Origin of the sequence: Pseudomonas taeanensis MS-3 (assembly GCF_000498575.2) — a bacterium.
Classification (GTDB): Bacteria; Pseudomonadota; Gammaproteobacteria; order Pseudomonadales; family Pseudomonadaceae; genus Aquipseudomonas; species Aquipseudomonas taeanensis.
The window spans coordinates 279877-295573 of the sequence record NZ_AWSQ01000006.1 but is presented as its reverse complement, the minus strand read 5'-3'; the positions used below and the strand labels follow the sequence as shown (position 1 = coordinate 295573).

The window sequence follows — 15697 nt, the reverse complement described above, 5'->3', positions numbered from 1 at the left end:
ACGATCTGCTGCGCGTCGGCGATACGGCGTTAAAAACAGCCGCGGAATGCTCATTTACTGCTCGTAAACTCCGCTTCCACGACTGTTTTTGCCTTGTCTCGCTCTAGCTCGCGAGATCTTGAAATGTATGAGTCGGTAATCCTAAACCTAGGGTGGGCCGCGCAGCGGCGTAACCCACCATGGACGCCCCGCGGTGTCGGCCTGATTGGCCTGATACCCGCTTGGTGGGTTACGCCTGCGGCTGACCCACCCTGCAAAGGCCCTGTAAGTTCAAAGGAAATTTTTATGAAGGTACTGATAGTCCACGCCCACCCCGAGCCGCAATCCTTTACCACGGCCCTGCGCGATCTGGCCGTGGAGACCCTGCAGGGCCAGGGCCATCAGGTGCAGGTCTCCGATCTGTATGCGATGAACTGGAACCCGGTGGCCAGCGCCGCCGACTTCAGCGAACGGCAGGACCCGGATTACCTGGTGTATGCCCTGGAGCAGCGTCTGGGGGCGAAGAACGGCGGCCTGGCCGCGGATATCCAGAGCGAGCTGGACAAGCTGCTGTGGGCCGACACGCTGATCCTCAACTTCCCGCTGTACTGGTTCTCGGTGCCGGCCATTCTCAAGGGTTGGATCGACCGGGTACTGGTCAGCGGGGTCTGCTACGGCGGCAAGCGCTTCTACGATCAGGGCGGCCTGGCCGGCAAGCGGGTGCTGGTCAGTCTGACCCTGGGCGGCCGCGAGCATATGTTCGGCGAGGGCGCCATCCATGGTCCGCTGGAGGACATGCTGCGGCCGCTGTTGCGCGGCACCCTGGCCTATGTCGGCATGGATGTGCTGCCGCCCTTCGTCGCCTGGCATGTGCCCTACATCAGCCATGCGGCGCGTGAGGAGTTCCTCGTCGCCTACCAGCAGCGCTTGAGCGGGCTCGAGCGTGATCAACCCCTGGCGTTTCCGCGCCTGCAGCAGTTCGACGAGCGGCTTTATCCCTTGCAGCGGGCTTGAGCGGAGGCTATCGGGGAAGGGGGCTGCCAATCAGCTGGCTCACATTGTTCCCGCTGTTGCCTTCCGCTGAGCAGGGGTCAGCCTCTGGCCTCGCGGGGGGTGTCGAACGCGACAAAGAGCTGATCGGCGGTGATCTTCTGCAGATCCTGGCGGATGTTGTTTTCCATCAGGGCAAAAAGACTGAGGAAGACTTCATGGACCTTGCAGTGATCTTCCATCCCGGAAAAGGGGTTATCGATCTTTTCGGCGATCAGCGAGCTTTCCTGTACCGCGTCGTACACGTCGCTCAGGGTGATTTCCTGCGGTGGTCGGGCCAGAGTCAGGCCTCCTCGGGCGCCACGGTAGGACTTGAGAATGTTGGCCTTGACCATCAGTGCGACCAAGTTACGTACCCGGGTCGGATGGGTCTTGACCCATTTTGCGATGGTTTCGGTGCGCAGCTTCTGCGGCGCGTTGGCCGCGACGAAAGAAAGAATGTAGGAGGCGGTGATCAGTCGGGTCGACTGGCTCATGGGGTTGGTGGGCTCCGAGAGTTAGGGGCGGTGCGGTGTGACTCACAGCTCATAAGCTAGCGAGCTGGTCATGCCGCATGATCGGGCAAGCTGAACAGAAAAAAGGTTAATATCCAAGTAACAATTAGTAAATGCTTTGTAAGAGTAACGCTCACAAAGGTCATGCCGAGTATTTGACGAGGTTCTAGTGATGACTGAATTGCTGATTGCGCTGAGAGAGACGCTGGGTGAGAAGGGGGTTCTAGAGGGGGAGGCGGTGCGCAGCAGACAGAGCAGCTACTGGCATCGTCAGCCTATGCAGGCTCAAGCAATACTACGACCGGCAAATTCGCTTGAGCTTTCAGCTTGTCTGCGCCTGTGCCATGCGGCCGGTCAGGCGGTCATACCCTTGGGTGGTAATACAGGCCTGGCTGAGGCGACCGCCAGCACGGCCGAACATATGATGCTGTCGCTGGAGCGAATGCAGCGAATCGAGGCAGTAGATGAGGTGGGGCGAACCATGACGGTGGAGGCGGGCGCCATCTTGCAGACGGTTCAGGAGCGGGCCGCCGAGGCAGGCTTGTTGTTTCCCGTGGATCTGGGGGCGCGCGGCAGTTGTACCATCGGCGGAATGCTGGCAACCAATGCCGGTGGTTTCAGCGTTATGCGCTACGGCATGATGCGCGAGCGGGTGCTTGGCCTGGAAGCGGTGTTGGCAGACGGCACGGTGATCTCCTCCCTTGCCGGCTATTTGAAGAACAATACGGGCTATGACCTCAAGCAGCTATTCGTCGGGAGCGAAGGCACCCTGGGGGTGATCAGTCGTGCGGTGCTACGACTGGAGGAGCTACCGACTGCGCGAACCACCGCCATGATCGCGGTGCGCAGCTTTGACCAGATGACGGCGCTACTCAAGCATCTGGATCGCACGGCCAATGGTGCACTCTGTGCGTTTGAGGTGATGTGGAACGAGTTCTTCTTGCTCAATACCGGAGCGCACTCAGAGCACAGTTCTCCCTTTGCCGAGGCCTGGCCCTTCTACGTGTTGGTGGAGTGGCAAGGCAGTGACGAGGCCGATTTACGGCAGCGCTTCGAGCAGGCATTGGGAGCTGCGTTCGAGGAGGATCTACTGGCCGATGCAGTGATCGCTCAGTCGCTGAATGAGCGCGAGGCGCTCTGGGCGATCCGTGAGGCGACTGAGCCGGAGGAGCGCTATTTCGGCAAGACCCAGGGCTTCGATGTGAGCTTGGCCATTCGTGATATGGATGCCTTCGTCGGTCGACTGCAAAGCGACCTGGCCGAGCTGGATGCTCATGCTCGACTTCTGGTGTTCGGTCATCTGGCGGATGGCAATTTGCACCTGACGGTGGGGATGCATGAACCATGGCCGAGCCATGAGCAAGTGGAGCAGGTCGTGTATGGCTGCGTGCAGGCGTTCGCGGGTGCGGTGTCCGCTGAACATGGCATCGGCCTGGAGAAAAAGGCTTGGTTGCCCATTAGCCGACAGCCGGCCGAACTCGATCTGATGCGCCTGCTCAAGCGCACCTTGGACCCCCGCGGAATACTCAATCCGGGGAAGATTTTCGATCTCTGAAAAACCATTGGTATGCACGTGGGTTTTGCGCTATAAAATTGTTATTGTTGTGGTGATGGTAACAATTCTGAGTGTGTGACATCCCGGTTAAACCGTTGTGAGCAAGCCGAGCGATTTCTTCGATAGTTAATAGGGGCAATGCCATGAGCGATAAGAAAAATAACAGCATTCAGACCATGTTTGATGGCCAGCTGCAGCGACGCGACTTCCTCAAGTTGGGCGCCATGGCCGGCATGGCTGGCGCGGCTTTTTCCCTAGGTCTGCCGCTGAACGCTTGGGCGCAGGAGGGAACGCCTAAGCCAGGTGGTGTGCTGAGACTGGGGTTGGCCGGGGGCAGCACCTCGGACTCCCTGGATCCGGGCTCATGGAGTGACACCTTTACCTTTGTCGGCTTCTCCGCGGTGTACAACAGCCTGGTGGAGATCGCGGTGGACGGCACGGCGATCCCTGAGCTGGCAGAGAGCTGGGAGGCGTCCCCGGATGCGCGCGTGTGGACGTTCAAGCTGCGCCAGGATGTGCAGTTTCATAATGGCCAGACCCTGACTGCCGAGGACGTAGTGGCGTCGGTTGAGCACCACCTGGGTGAAAAGTCGACTTCCGCGGCAAAAACCGTGCTCGGTGATGTGGCCACGGTCAAGGCTAAAGACGGTAACAGCGTGGTGTTCGAGTTGCGTTCGGGCAACGCCGACTTCCCTTTCGTGATGGCGGACTATCACTTGGTCATCATGCCGAGCAAAGACGGCGTCGCCGACTGGCGTGCTGGTAGCGGCACCGGCGGCTATCGAATCAAGTCGTTTGAACCGGGGGTGCGCATGGCCCTGGAGCGTAACCCTGGCTACTGGAAATCGGGCCGCGCGCATTTCGACAGTGCCGAGCTGATCAGCATTTCCGATGGCGCCGCGCGGATCAATGCGCTGATTACCGGCGAAGTCGATGTGATCAACAAGGTCGATCTGAAGACCATCAACTTGCTCAAGCTCAACCCAAATATGGTGATCGAGGAAACCAAGGGTGCCCAGCATTACACCTTCCCGATGCTGTGCGACAGCAAGGAGTTCGCCGACAACAATGTTCGCATGGCGATGAAGCACGCTATCGACAGGGAAGCCATGCTGGGCTCGGTGCTGCGTGGCTACGGCACGGTCGGTAATGACCATCCGCTCCAGCCCGGCCATCGGTTCCTGAATACTGCGTTGGAGCAGCGCATCTACGATCCAGAAAAAGCGCGCTTCTATCTGCGCAAGGCCGGCCTGGAGTCTCTCAACGTGCGCTTGCAGGCTTCTGATGCGGCCTATTCCGGTGCAGTGGACGCTTCCGTGCTATTCAAGGAACAGGCCAGGGTAGCCGGCATCAACATCGATGTGGTGCGCGAACCGGCCGACGGCTTCTTCTCCAACGTGTGGAACAAGCAACCCTTCACCACGTCCTTTTGGTACAGCAGCCTGACTGCCGACCGTATGTTCAGCATCGGCTATGCCAAGGGCGCCAGCTGGAATGAAACCCACTGGGAACACCAGCGCTTCAATGAATTGTTGAATAGCGCCCGGGGCGAGCTCAACGAGCCGCTGCGCAGTGAGATGTACAACGAGATGCAGCAGCTGTGCAGGGATGAGGGCGGCGCCTTGATCCCATTGTTCGCCAACTCGGTGGCGGCGCGTTCCAAGCGAGTTGCTCACGGTCCTGAAACCGCACCCTACGGTGAGCTGGACGGGCTGCGGCTGATCGAGCGTTGGTGGCAGGCCTAAATGCCGTACGCCTGCTGCATCTAGTGGCCTGTGGGGTTGGTGATTCACTCGTTTTGGGATGCCGAGAAGCGGTAGTGCGCTATCAGTGCCCTCGAAAATGATTCATCACACTCGCTACGCAGGCCGCTTGCAGCCACAACGTTTGCAGAGGGTTGATGTGGTGAAAAGTATTTTATTGCTGCTAGTGCAGCGCCTGGCTTTGGGTTTGCTGTCGCTGTTTGCAGTGTCGGTGATTATCTTTCTGGCGGTCGGGTTGCTCCCTGGTGATATTGCCCAGGCCATGCTCGGCCAGGCGGCCACGGATGAAACTGTAGCGGCCTTCCGGGCGCAACTGGGGTTGGATCAGCCGCCATTGATGCGTTTTATGCATTGGATCGGAAACTTCCTGCAAGGGGACTTGGGTGTATCCCTGGCCAACCAGCGGCAGATCTCCGAACTGGTCGGTGCACGACTGGGTAATACCCTGACTCTCGCCGCTATGGCCGCGCTCGTTTCGGTGCCGCTGGCGCTGCTGCTGGGCATGCTCGCGGCGTTGTACCGCAACTCCTGGTTCGATCGTGCGCTGAATACCTCAGCTTTGAGTGCGGTCTCCTTCCCCGAGTTCTTCGTCGCTTACATCCTGATTATGCTTTTTTCGGTGAAGCTCAACTGGTTCCCGAGTATCTCCAACCTGGCACCCGATGCGTCCTTCGGCGAGGTGTTTGAGCGTTCGGTGCTGCCGGTGGCGACCCTGAGTCTGGTGGTGATCGCACAGATGATGCGCATGACCCGTGCGGCGCTGATCAATTTGCTGGCCAGTCCTTACATCGAGATGGCTCGGCTCAAGGGTATCAGCCAGGCGCGGATCATCTTTCGCCACGCCTTGCCCAACGCCCTTGCGCCGATAGTCAACGTGGTAGCTCTGAACCTGGCGTATCTGGTGGTGGGCGTGGTGGTGGTGGAGGTGGTCTTCGTCTACCCAGGGCTCGGCCAGTTGCTGGTGGACTCGGTCGCCAAGCGCGATATCCCCGTGGTGCAGGCCTGCAGTCTGATTTTTGCGGCGACCTACGTAGTGCTCAATACGCTGGCCGATGTGCTTGCCATCGCGAGCAACCCTCGCCTGATGCATCCAAAGGGGTAGGACATGACGCGTTTGTTCAAAGAGTTGCTCCGCGCGCCACTGAGTGCGCAATTCGGATTTATTGTAATAGCCCTCTACGTGCTGCTGGCTGTTCTGGCGCCGGTGCTGGCGCCGTTCGGTGAAACCGAGATAGTCGGCGATGGCTTCGCTCCCTGGGACGGACAGTTTCTCCTGGGTACCGATAACCTCGGTCGGGATATGTTTAGCCGCCTGATCTACGGTGCGCGCAACACCGTGGGCATCGCCTTCACGGCCACACTGCTGGCCTTCTTGATTGGCGGTCTGGCGGGGCTGGTGGCGGCGCTCAAGAGCGGTTGGGTGGACCAGGGCCTGTCGCGCCTGGTGGACATTCTCATGGCCATTCCACAGCTAATCTTCGCCCTGCTGATTCTCAGTGTGGTGGGCACCACTGCGACCTCGTTGATCCTGGTCATTGCCTTGCTGGATTCAACCCGGGTGTTCCGCTTGACCCGGGCGGTGGCGATGAACGTGGTGGTTCAGGATTTCGTCGAAGCCGCGCGGCTGCGTGGCGAGGGGCTGTGGTGGTTGGCGACCCGGGAGGTCTTGCCCAATACCGCGGCGCCGCTGATTGCCGAGTTCGGTTTGCGCTTTTGCTTCGTCTTCCTGTTTATCAGCGCCTTGTCCTTCCTCGGCCTGGGCATTCAACCGCCGACGGCCGACTGGGGCAGCATGGTCCGCGATAACGCGGTGCTCATCACCTTTGGCAATGTCACCCCACTGCTGCCGGCCCTGGCGGTCGCAGTGCTGACAGTCGGAGTCAATTTCGTTGTCGACTGGATGCTGCACAAGTCCAGCGGGCTCAAGGAGTGATAGACATGAGCGCTAATAAACATGACGGCGAATTGTTGCTGGAAATACATGACCTGCACATCGAAGCGCAGTGCGATGAAGGCTGGCTGCCCTTGGTGCAGGGTATCGACCTAAGCCTGCGCAGGGGCGAGGTGCTGGGGCTTATTGGTGAGTCGGGTGCTGGTAAGTCGACTCTTGGGCTGGCGGCGATGGGTTACACCCGTGATGGTTGCCGGATCAGTCGTGGCTCGATCCGTTTCGACGGCCAGGATCTGGTGCATTGCTCGGCTGAGCAGTTGCGCAAGTTGCGCGGTTTGCGCATCGCCTACGTCGCGCAGAGTGCTGCGGCCTCGTTTAATCCAGCGCAGCGGCTGATTGATCAACATATTGAAACGGCGGTGAAAAACGGCGGGATCAAACCTGCTCAAGCCGAAGTCGAGGCGCTGGAGTTGTACCGTGTGCTGGGTCTGCCAGACCCGCAGCGGATTGCCCGCAGTTATCCGCACCAAGTCTCCGGGGGGCAGCTGCAGCGGGCGATGACCGCCATGGCGATGGCGTGCCGTCCGGACTTGATCATTTTCGATGAGCCGACCACGGCGCTCGATGTCACCACGCAAATCGAGGTACTGGCGGCGATCCGCGATGCTGTGGCGCGTTTTGGCACCGCGGCTATCTATATCACTCACGACCTGGCGGTAGTCGCGCAAATGGCCGACCGCATCATGGTGTTGCGCCACGGCAAACTGGTGGAGGAGGGCGCGACACGGCATATGCTTGCCGAGCCCCAGCAAGATTACACAAGGTCGCTGTGGGCCGTACGTTGTTTCCGCACCGAGCCAAAGCCGCAGCCGCAGGACCAGACGCCGTTGCTGGAAGTGCGCAGTGCTTCTGCCAGTTATGGCAGCCAACCGGTGCTGGAGGATGTTTCACTCAGCCTGTATCGCGGTCAGACGCTAGCAGTGATTGGCGAGTCGGGGAGTGGCAAGAGCACGACAGCGCGGTTGATCACCGGACTGTTGTCTCCCACCTCGGGCAAAGTGTTGCTTAGCGGTGAGGAGCTACCTCGAAGCTTCCGCCAGCGCAGCAAGGAGCAACTGCGCAGCATCCAAATGATCTACCAGATCCCCGATACGGCGCTGAACCCGAAACAGCGCATCGTCGACATCATTGGTCGGCCGCTAGCGTTCTACCTTGGTCTCAAGGGCAAGGCACTGCGGCAACGGGTGGCCGAGTTGCTGGAGATGATCGAGCTTGATCCTGATGTGTACATGCAGCGCCGGCCTACCGAACTGTCCGGCGGGCAGAAACAACGTATCTGCATCGCCCGTGCCTTGGCTGCTGAACCGCAACTGATTATCTGCGACGAGGTGACTTCGGCCCTGGACCAATTGGTGGCTGAGGGGATCCTTAAACTGCTGGATCGAGTTCAGAGGCAGCTAGGGGTCTCGTACCTGTTTATTACCCACGATGTCGCCACAGTAAGGGCCATCGCCGACGAGGTGCTGGTGATGCAGCGAGGGAGGGTAGTCGATGCAGGCTTGCGTGACGCCATTTTCACTCCGCCGCACCAGGATTACACCGGGCTGCTCTTTTCATCCGAACCGGAAATGGACCCCGACTGGCTGGACCGCCTCCTCATCCAGCGCGGCGAGACCAGGCGCCTGGAATCCCAGCTTTAGACTCCCAAGGAAGCCTTATGAAGGTACTGATAGTCCACGCCCACCCCGAGCCGCAATCCTTTACCACGGCCCTGCGCGATCTGGCGGTGGAGACCCTGCAGGGCCAGGGCCATCAGGTGCAGGTCTCCGATCTGTATGCGATGAACTGGAACCCGGTGGCCAGCGCCGCCGACTTCACGGAACGGCAGGACCCGGATTATCTGGTGTATGCCCTGGAGCAGCGTCTGGGGGCGAAGAACGGCGGCCTGGCCGCGGATATCCAGAGCGAACTGGACAAGCTGCTGTGGGCCGACACGCTGATCCTCAACTTCCCGCTGTATTGGTTCTCGGTGCCGGCCATTCTCAAGGGCTGGATCGACCGGGTACTGGTCAGCGGGGTCTGCTACGGCGGCAAGCGCTTCTACGACCAGGGCGGCCTGGCCGGCAAGCGGGTGCTGGTCAGCCTGACCCTGGGCGGCCGCGAGCATATGTTCGGTGAGGGCGCCATCCATGGTCCGCTGGAGGACATGCTGCGGCCGCTGTTGCGCGGCACCCTGGCCTATGTCGGCATGGACGTGCTGCCGCCCTTCGTCGCCTGGCATGTGCCCTACATCAGCCATGCGGCGCGTGAGGAGTTCCTCGTCGCCTACCAGCAGCGCTTGAGCGGGCTCGAGGGGGATCAACCCTTGGCATTTCCACGTCTGCAGCAGTTCGACGAGCGGCTGTATCCGTTACCGCAGGCCTGAGCCTGCCTGGCGCAGTCAACACTGCGGCGCGTGACCTTCATGTGCAGGGAGAGGGATTGGGACATGATGGCGCGGCTGCTCAGGCGGCAGTGCTGAGCAGGTTGGTCAATGCGCCGAGGTGACCCGACCCGGTCTGTGCGGACCGACTCGGGCGCTCGAAGGCGGACTGTCTAGAACCGATAGTTGGCGCTCAGCTCCAGGCTGCGCGGCGCGCCGGGGGTGATCAGGTCCACCGAGCCGTGGGCCGAGGCGAAGTACTCCTTGTCGAACACGTTGCGCAGGCGCAGGGCCGCGTCCCATTGCGGCTGGTTGTACAGCAGCGCGGCATCGAAGGTGGTGTAGCCGGGCATGACCGTGGCGTTGTCCAGGGCGGTGAAGCGCTCGCCGACGTAGTTGGCGCCCATGCCGACTCGCCATTGCTGGGTCAGCGAACGCACCAGCCACAGGTTGGCGCTGTGCTCCGGGGTCAGGGTCGGAGTCTGGCCCTCATTGGCCACGCCGTTGGTGAAACTGGTGGACTTGGTGATCTGCGCATCCAGGTAGGCGTAGCCGGCATACACCTGCCATTTGTCGCTGAGCTGGCCGGTCAGGGTAGTCTCGAAGCCATCGGTACGCTGCTCGCCGGCGAGGATCAGCTGGCCGGGATTGGCCGGGTCGCTGGTCTTCATGTTGGTGCGTTCCAGGCGAAACAGCGAGGCGGTGAGCGACAGGCGCTGATCGAGCAGGTCCCATTTGCCGCCCAGCTCGTAGTTGGTGGTCTGCTCCGGCTCCAGGTCTTTGATCGAATTGTTTAGCGGGAAGGTCTCGCCTGACGGCTGATAGGAGCGGCTCACCGAGACGTAGTAGGACTGGATCTGGTCCGGCTGATAGACCAGGCCGACACGCGGGCTCCAGGTCCGGTCGGTGCGCGAGATGTCGCTGCCGCTCAGGTCGTCATCGAAGGCTTGGTCGAACACGTCGTAGCGCACCCCAAGCAAGGCCTTCCATTGCGGCGCCAGTTCGATCAGGTCCTGTACATAGAAGCCGGCGGTGTCCTGGGTGTTGAGTCCCTTGGAGGTCTGTTGCGCCGCCGTGAACGGCACCTCGACCAGACCGTCGCGGAACACCGGTACCCGCGCCACATCGCTCTGGCTGAATACCGACTGGTGCTTGTACTGCCGGCCCAGCTCCACGCCATACAACAGGCTGTGCTGCTTGCCGGCGAGCTGGACTTGCTGCTTCAGCTCGGTCTGGTTGAACCAGCCATCTTCCTTGCGCTGCACGTTGCCGCGGCGCAGCTTGACCAGCAGTTCGCCATTGGCGGCGGTAACGAAGCGGTTGGCATCGGTGTGCGCCAGGGTGTTGTTGCGATCCAGATCGTAGTGGTAGTAACGGCTGGTGTTGGACAGGCTGAAGTCGTCGTTGATCTGGTAGTCGAGGCCGGCGGTGAGGGAGAACACCTCGCTGCGGGTGTAGTCCTGATCCGGGTCGGCGGAGCCGAAACGAGTGCCTGGGTCGACATCCACCGGGCGACCGTTCAGCGCAGGAATGCCGAAGTCGATCAGGCGCTTGTCGTACAGGTAGCTGGCGCCCAGGTTGAGCTCCAGGTCATCGGACAGCTTGAAATAGGCCGAAGGCGCCAGCGCCTTGCGCTCGAGGAAGGCGTCGTCGCGGAAGCCGTCGCTGTCCTCCAGCGCACCGGTGACCCGAAAAGCCTTGTCGCCGTGCTCCTGATCGGCCCAGCCGGCATCGAACTGGGTGCGTTTCTTGCCTTCGCTGTCGAAGCTGACGCCGACTTCCTGCACCGGGGCGAAGGTCGGGCGCTTGCTCACGCTGTTGATCAGTCCGCCGGATGAGCCGCGGCCGTAGAGCACTGCGGCAGGGCCCTTGATCACTTCCACTCGCTCGATATTCGACAGGTCGCGGTAGTACAGGGCGTCGTCGCGAATGCCGTCGATGTACTGGTCGCCGATAGCGCTGAAGCCGCGGATGGTGACCTGGTCGCGCTGGCCATCGCCGTTGGACAGGCCGACGCCGGGCACGTTCTTCAGCACGTCTTCCATCGACTGGGCGCCCTGATCCTTGATCACGCTCTGCGGGATGACGTTGACTGTCTGCGGAATATCGCGCAGAGGCGCATCGATCTTCAGCGCGCTCTTGCTAATGCTGGGCTTGTAGCTGCTCTGTTGCTGTTGCCCGGTCACCACGGCGGCAGGAATCTCCAGCGCGGTGTTCGATTCGGCATGTACGGCCTGCACGGCGAAGGCGCCCAGCAGCGATAGATAGAGTGGATTTAAGCGTAAGACGGTCACCGCGCGACTCCCCATGAAAAGAGTGCGAATGATATTGCTTTGCATTAGCGCATGCAAATACGTTGCAACTTTATTTGGAAGTGGAGGTCTGTGCGCAGCGGGCGCCCGACTCAGGGGGAATCATCAGATTTCAGGCATGGCTCTATGAGGGCGATCTCGACCGCGAAACTCACAGCTTTTCGTCAACCACGTGCATCAGCGTCAGTGATTCGTGTCCCTGCCGGTCAGCCGCGGCTTTGGATAAAGTCGCGTTGCGCTTGACGATCGTCGTCATCACCGAGCAAGGCGGCACGGGAAAAATAGTTGCGGGCCAGTATGCGTATGGCCTCGTGGCTGGATTGCAGCAGCGCGTGGCGGGCGAACCGGAGGAAATTCAGATTGCCGGCCTCTAGTGCGCGGTGCAGCCAGACCAGGGCCTGCTCGATGTGATTACGTTCGGCGAGCACGGCGGCATGGCTGAACTGACCGCGAAAGTCGCCGGCTTCGGCGGAGCGGCGGTACCAGTCATGGGCGAGTGGCAGGTTGCGTGGTACAAGGCGACCCTCCTCGAAAAAACGCCCAACCAGGTTCATCGACTTGGCATGCCCCAGGTCGGCGGCGCGCTGATAGAGGGTGAATGCGCTTGCCTGGTCCCGTGCCAATCCGCGTCCGGTGGCCAGCAGGTTGGCCAGGTTGTACATGCCCCAATCCAGCCCCGCGTGTGTGGCTGTGCGGTAGTGTTGCGCCGCTGTAGCTGCATCGGCTGAACAGCCCCAGCCATGTTCCAGGCAGCGGCCGAGCATATTCAGTGCCATGGCATTGCCGCTGCGGGCGGCAATGCGGAACCAGTTCAGCGCCAGAGGCGGGTCCTTGCTGATGCCGCGTCCGTCCAGCAGGATCTGGCCGAGCAACACTTGCGCCTCGACGATGCCCTGGCCTGCGGCAGTCAGGATCAGGCGGGCCGACTGGCGTGGGTCGCTGTCCAGTGCGGCCGGCAGGTCATCGTCGGTCAGTACTACCTTGCGGTGCAGGACGACGTTCATCGTTCAGACCTCTGCCCAGCGGCGTAGCAGGTTGTGGTAGTTGCCGGTCAACTGGATCAGTGCCGGGTGCTCGGGTACGTCTCGCGTCAGGCTCTGAATGGCCTGATCCATCTCGAACAGCAAGCTGCGTTGACTGTCCTCGCGAACCAGGCTCTGGGTCCAGAAGAACGATGCCAGGCGCGCGCCGCGTGTCACGGCCTCGACCTTATGCAGGCTTGTGGCGGGGTACAGCAGCAGATCACCAGCCGGCAGCTTGATACGTTGGGTGCCGAAGGTGTCCTGAATCACCAGTTCGCCACCGTCGTATTCGTCCGGCTCAGTGAAGAATAGGGTGGCAGACAGGTCGGTGCGCACTCGCTCCGGGCTGTTGCGTACCTGGCGGATGGCGTTGTCGATATGGAAATCGAATGAGCCACCGGCGGTGTAACAGTTGAACAACGGAGGGAAAACCTTGTGCGGCAAGGCGGCGGACATGAATAGGGGGTTTAGCCACAGGCGCTGCAGCATGGATTCGCTGATATCACGTGCAAGAGGAGAGTCTTCCGGCAGTTGCAGGTTGTGCTTGGCTTTGGCGGATTGATAACCCGCTGTGACCTTGCCATCCACCCATTCGGCTTGTTCAAGTGCTTGGCGAATCTGCGCCACTTCAGCAGGGGAAAAAATGCCAGGGATGTGAAAAAGCATGATGCGCCTGCGCGTATTGAAAATTAGATGCCGATGATATTTGTTCTCATGTGCGATGTAAAACCCTGGCTAACTGCGCTTATCCGTTGAGCTAGAGCACTCGGCAGAAGTGTAAGTAGAGTGTAAATTTTCACAAATGAGAATAAGTTTCAATTGTGCATGAGAGTCGATTGCAATAACCTCCGCGGCCTTTGCCACTCCTGGGGAGGAACTTGCATGTCCATCACGTCCAATGGGGCGACCACTTACTCGCCACGCTTGCTTGCCACTGCTGTTGGTGTGGCGATCTCCACGCTGTCTACGGCGCAAATGGCCCTCGCCGCGGAAAGCATCGAGAGCAAGCCGTCGCCGCTGTCCCTCGATGCCACTACGGTAGTGGGCGAGCAAGATACCGCCACTAGCTATCAGGCCGAGCGTGCTCAGTCGCCGAAATATACGGCTGCGTTGCTAGATACACCGCGCTCCATCACGGTTGTGCCGCAACAGGTGCTAAAGGACACCGGCGCCATGTCATTGCAGGATGCCTTGCGCACCGTGCCGGGCATCACCATGGGCGCGGGTGAGGGGGGGAACCCTCAGGGGGACCGGCCGTTCATTCGTGGGTTTGATGCGCAGAGCGATACCTATCTGGATGGCGTGCGCGATACGGGGGCGCAAACTCGGGAAATCTTCGCGGTCGAGTCCATCGAGGTCAGCAAAGGGCCGAACTCGGCCATTGGTGGGCGCGGCGCCGCCGGTGGGAGCATCAACTTGGTGAGCAAGAAGGCGCACCTGGGTAACTCCTTTGACGGTGGTTCTACCTGGGGCTCCGACCAGACCCAGCGCTATACCCTCGACGGTAACTATCAATTCACTGATAACGCCGCTGGCCGCCTCAATCTGATGAGCCACGAAAGCAATGTGGCGGGACGCGACAAGGTCAACTATGACCGCTGGGGCATTGCGCCGTCATTGGCCTTTGGCCTGGGCACGGACACTCGGGTGAATCTCGATTTCTACCATATGGAAAGTAATGACTTGCCGGATTCCGGCATTCCCTACGGCTACTCGGTGGGTCGGGCGCACACGACCGCCAGCCCGGATAAGCCAACTGACGGCGGCGATAGCAGCAACTTCTACGGTTTAACGGAGCGTGATTTTCGCAAGACGCGTACCGACATCGCCACCATCGCCATCGAGCACGACCTGAACGATACGCTGACGCTCAAGAACACCTTGCGCCATGGCAACAGCATGCAGGATTACGTGCTCACCCAGCCCGATGACAGTGCCGGTAACGTGGTCAATGATGGCGTATGGCGTCGTGCTAATAGTCGGGTCGGCAATACCGCTACCACCACCAACCAGACCGATCTGTTTGGAGAGTTCTATCTCGGAGGGCACAAGAACAGCTTCTCTACCGGTATCGAGTTCAGTCGCGAGAATGCTGAGAAACAGAGTTATAGCGTATCCCCGAACAGCAAAATCACTACCTGCACGGGGCCGAGCGACGGCGGCAACTGCACCTCGCTGAGCAATCCGAACCCTGATGATGCCTGGACCGGGAGCATTGCCCGCAATTACGCCGGTACGGACACGTCCAGCACTACGCGGGCGCTCTATGCCTTCGATACCCTGGAATTGGCGCCCGAATGGTTGTTGAACATGGGCCTGCGTTACGACCACTTCGATACCCAGTACAAGACCTATACCGCAGCTGGCGCGACTACCGCCAAGGGCAACGACACCAGCGAGTTCGTGACCGGTCAGCTGGGCTTGGTCTGGAAGCCAGCCGATAACGGCAGCATCTATGTGTCTTACGCCACGGCGGCCACTCCACCGGGTTCGATGCTCAGTGAAGGCACCGATGCCAACCCGTTGCCTGGTAGCACCGATCGCGCTGGCAACTTGCTTGCCAGCGATTTTGAGCCGGAACAAACCCGTAACTATGAACTCGGTACCAAGTGGGATGTATTGAATGATCGCTTGTCGTTGACGGCAGCAGTGTTTCGTACCGAGAAAGACAACGCCCGCGTACTGGTGGACACCAATACCTACGAAAACGTGGGCACCACCCGGGTTGAGGGTGTGGAACTGTCGGCTACCGGCAAGATCACCGACAAGTGGCAGGTATTTGCGGGCTACAGCTACCTGGATAGCGAATTGGTTGATGGCGGCAAAGTCTCGCTCGGCGGTGTATTTGTCGACAGCCTGGATAACGGCAACCAGTTGGCCAATACGCCTGAAAACAGCTTAACCCTGTGGACCACCTACAACGTGACCGACAAATTGACCGTTGGCGGTGGTGCCTTCTACATGGATGAAGTCTGGGGTAACGTCGCCAACACCGTCTACGTTGACTCGTACTGGCGCTACGACGCCATGGCCAGCTACAAGCTGACCAAGAACGTCGACCTGCAACTCAACGTGCAGAACCTCACCGACGAAACCTATTACGACAAGGCCTACTCGGCTCACTTCGCCAGTCAGGCAGCGGGTCGTACGGCTCTGCTCAGCACCAACGTTCACTTCTAGGCCTGCTAGAGGATGTACGCACAGGCCCC

Annotated in this window: 12 protein-coding genes; 8 read left to right on the top strand and 4 right to left on the bottom strand. The window is 60.3% G+C overall.

Going from position 1 to position 15697, the window contains the following annotated elements:
* Positions 1 to 285: 285 nt before the first annotated feature.
* Positions 286 to 993, top strand: coding sequence for an NAD(P)H-dependent oxidoreductase (locus TMS3_RS19260; RefSeq protein ID WP_025166931.1), 708 nt, complete (start codon positions 286 to 288; stop codon positions 991 to 993).
* 77 nt (positions 994 to 1070) lie between these two features.
* Here the strand turns inward: TMS3_RS19260 and TMS3_RS19255 are convergent, their stop codons facing one another.
* Entirely contained in the window at positions 1071 to 1505 is a 435-nt protein-coding gene (locus TMS3_RS19255; protein WP_025166930.1) for an RrF2 family transcriptional regulator, read from the bottom strand.
* A 190-nt stretch (positions 1506 to 1695) separates the two neighbouring features.
* Here TMS3_RS19255 and TMS3_RS19250 point away from each other — a divergent pair, with 190 nt between their 5' ends.
* The 6 genes from TMS3_RS19250 (at position 1696) to TMS3_RS19225 (ending at position 9157) form a co-directional block, all read left to right on the top strand.
* The gene (locus TMS3_RS19250; RefSeq protein ID WP_025166929.1) at positions 1696 to 3078 is read left to right on the top strand and encodes an FAD-binding oxidoreductase; all 1383 of its coding nucleotides are present in this window, start codon (positions 1696 to 1698) and stop codon (positions 3076 to 3078) included.
* 143 nt (positions 3079 to 3221) lie between these two features.
* Positions 3222 to 4823, top strand: a complete 1602-nt coding sequence (locus TMS3_RS19245; protein WP_025166928.1) for an ABC transporter substrate-binding protein — start codon at positions 3222 to 3224, stop codon at positions 4821 to 4823.
* 160 nt (positions 4824 to 4983) lie between these two features.
* Positions 4984 to 5943: an ABC transporter permease gene (locus TMS3_RS19240; protein WP_025166927.1), complete on the top strand. Its 960-nt coding sequence runs from the start codon at positions 4984 to 4986 to the stop codon at positions 5941 to 5943.
* A gap of 3 nt (positions 5944 to 5946) precedes the next feature.
* Positions 5947 to 6774 carry an ABC transporter permease gene (locus TMS3_RS19235; RefSeq protein WP_025166926.1) on the top strand — a complete coding sequence of 276 codons (828 nt, stop codon included), beginning with the start codon at positions 5947 to 5949 and terminating at the stop codon, positions 6772 to 6774.
* Positions 6775 to 6779: 5 nt separating this feature from the next.
* Entirely contained in the window at positions 6780 to 8432 is a 1653-nt protein-coding gene (locus TMS3_RS19230; protein WP_025166925.1) for an ABC transporter ATP-binding protein, read from the top strand.
* Between the two features lie 17 nt (positions 8433 to 8449).
* Complete coding sequence (locus TMS3_RS19225) at positions 8450 to 9157, top strand: NAD(P)H-dependent oxidoreductase (RefSeq protein ID WP_025166924.1); 708 nt, start codon at positions 8450 to 8452, stop codon at positions 9155 to 9157.
* A 170-nt stretch (positions 9158 to 9327) separates the two neighbouring features.
* Here TMS3_RS19225 and TMS3_RS19220 read toward each other — a convergent pair whose 3' ends face one another.
* The 3 genes from TMS3_RS19220 to TMS3_RS19210 all read right to left on the bottom strand — a co-directional run bounded on the left by TMS3_RS19220 (position 9328) and on the right by TMS3_RS19210 (position 13154).
* Positions 9328 to 11463 (bottom strand): TonB-dependent receptor, encoded by a 2136-nt coding sequence (locus TMS3_RS19220; RefSeq protein ID WP_029866486.1) that lies wholly within the window; start codon positions 11461 to 11463, stop codon positions 9328 to 9330.
* Between the two features lie 209 nt (positions 11464 to 11672).
* Positions 11673 to 12470, bottom strand: a complete 798-nt coding sequence (locus TMS3_RS19215; RefSeq protein WP_025166922.1) for a tetratricopeptide repeat protein — start codon at positions 12468 to 12470, stop codon at positions 11673 to 11675.
* 3 nt (positions 12471 to 12473) lie between these two features.
* Positions 12474 to 13154 (bottom strand): Fe2+-dependent dioxygenase, encoded by a 681-nt coding sequence (locus tag TMS3_RS19210; RefSeq protein WP_025166921.1) that lies wholly within the window; start codon positions 13152 to 13154, stop codon positions 12474 to 12476.
* A gap of 216 nt (positions 13155 to 13370) precedes the next feature.
* On the opposite strand from TMS3_RS19210, the gene TMS3_RS19205 reads away from it, so the two are divergent.
* A complete protein-coding gene (locus TMS3_RS19205) occupies positions 13371 to 15668 on the top strand; it encodes a TonB-dependent receptor (protein WP_025166920.1) in 2298 nt (765 codons plus the stop codon).
* Positions 15669 to 15697: the final 29 nt, after the last annotated feature.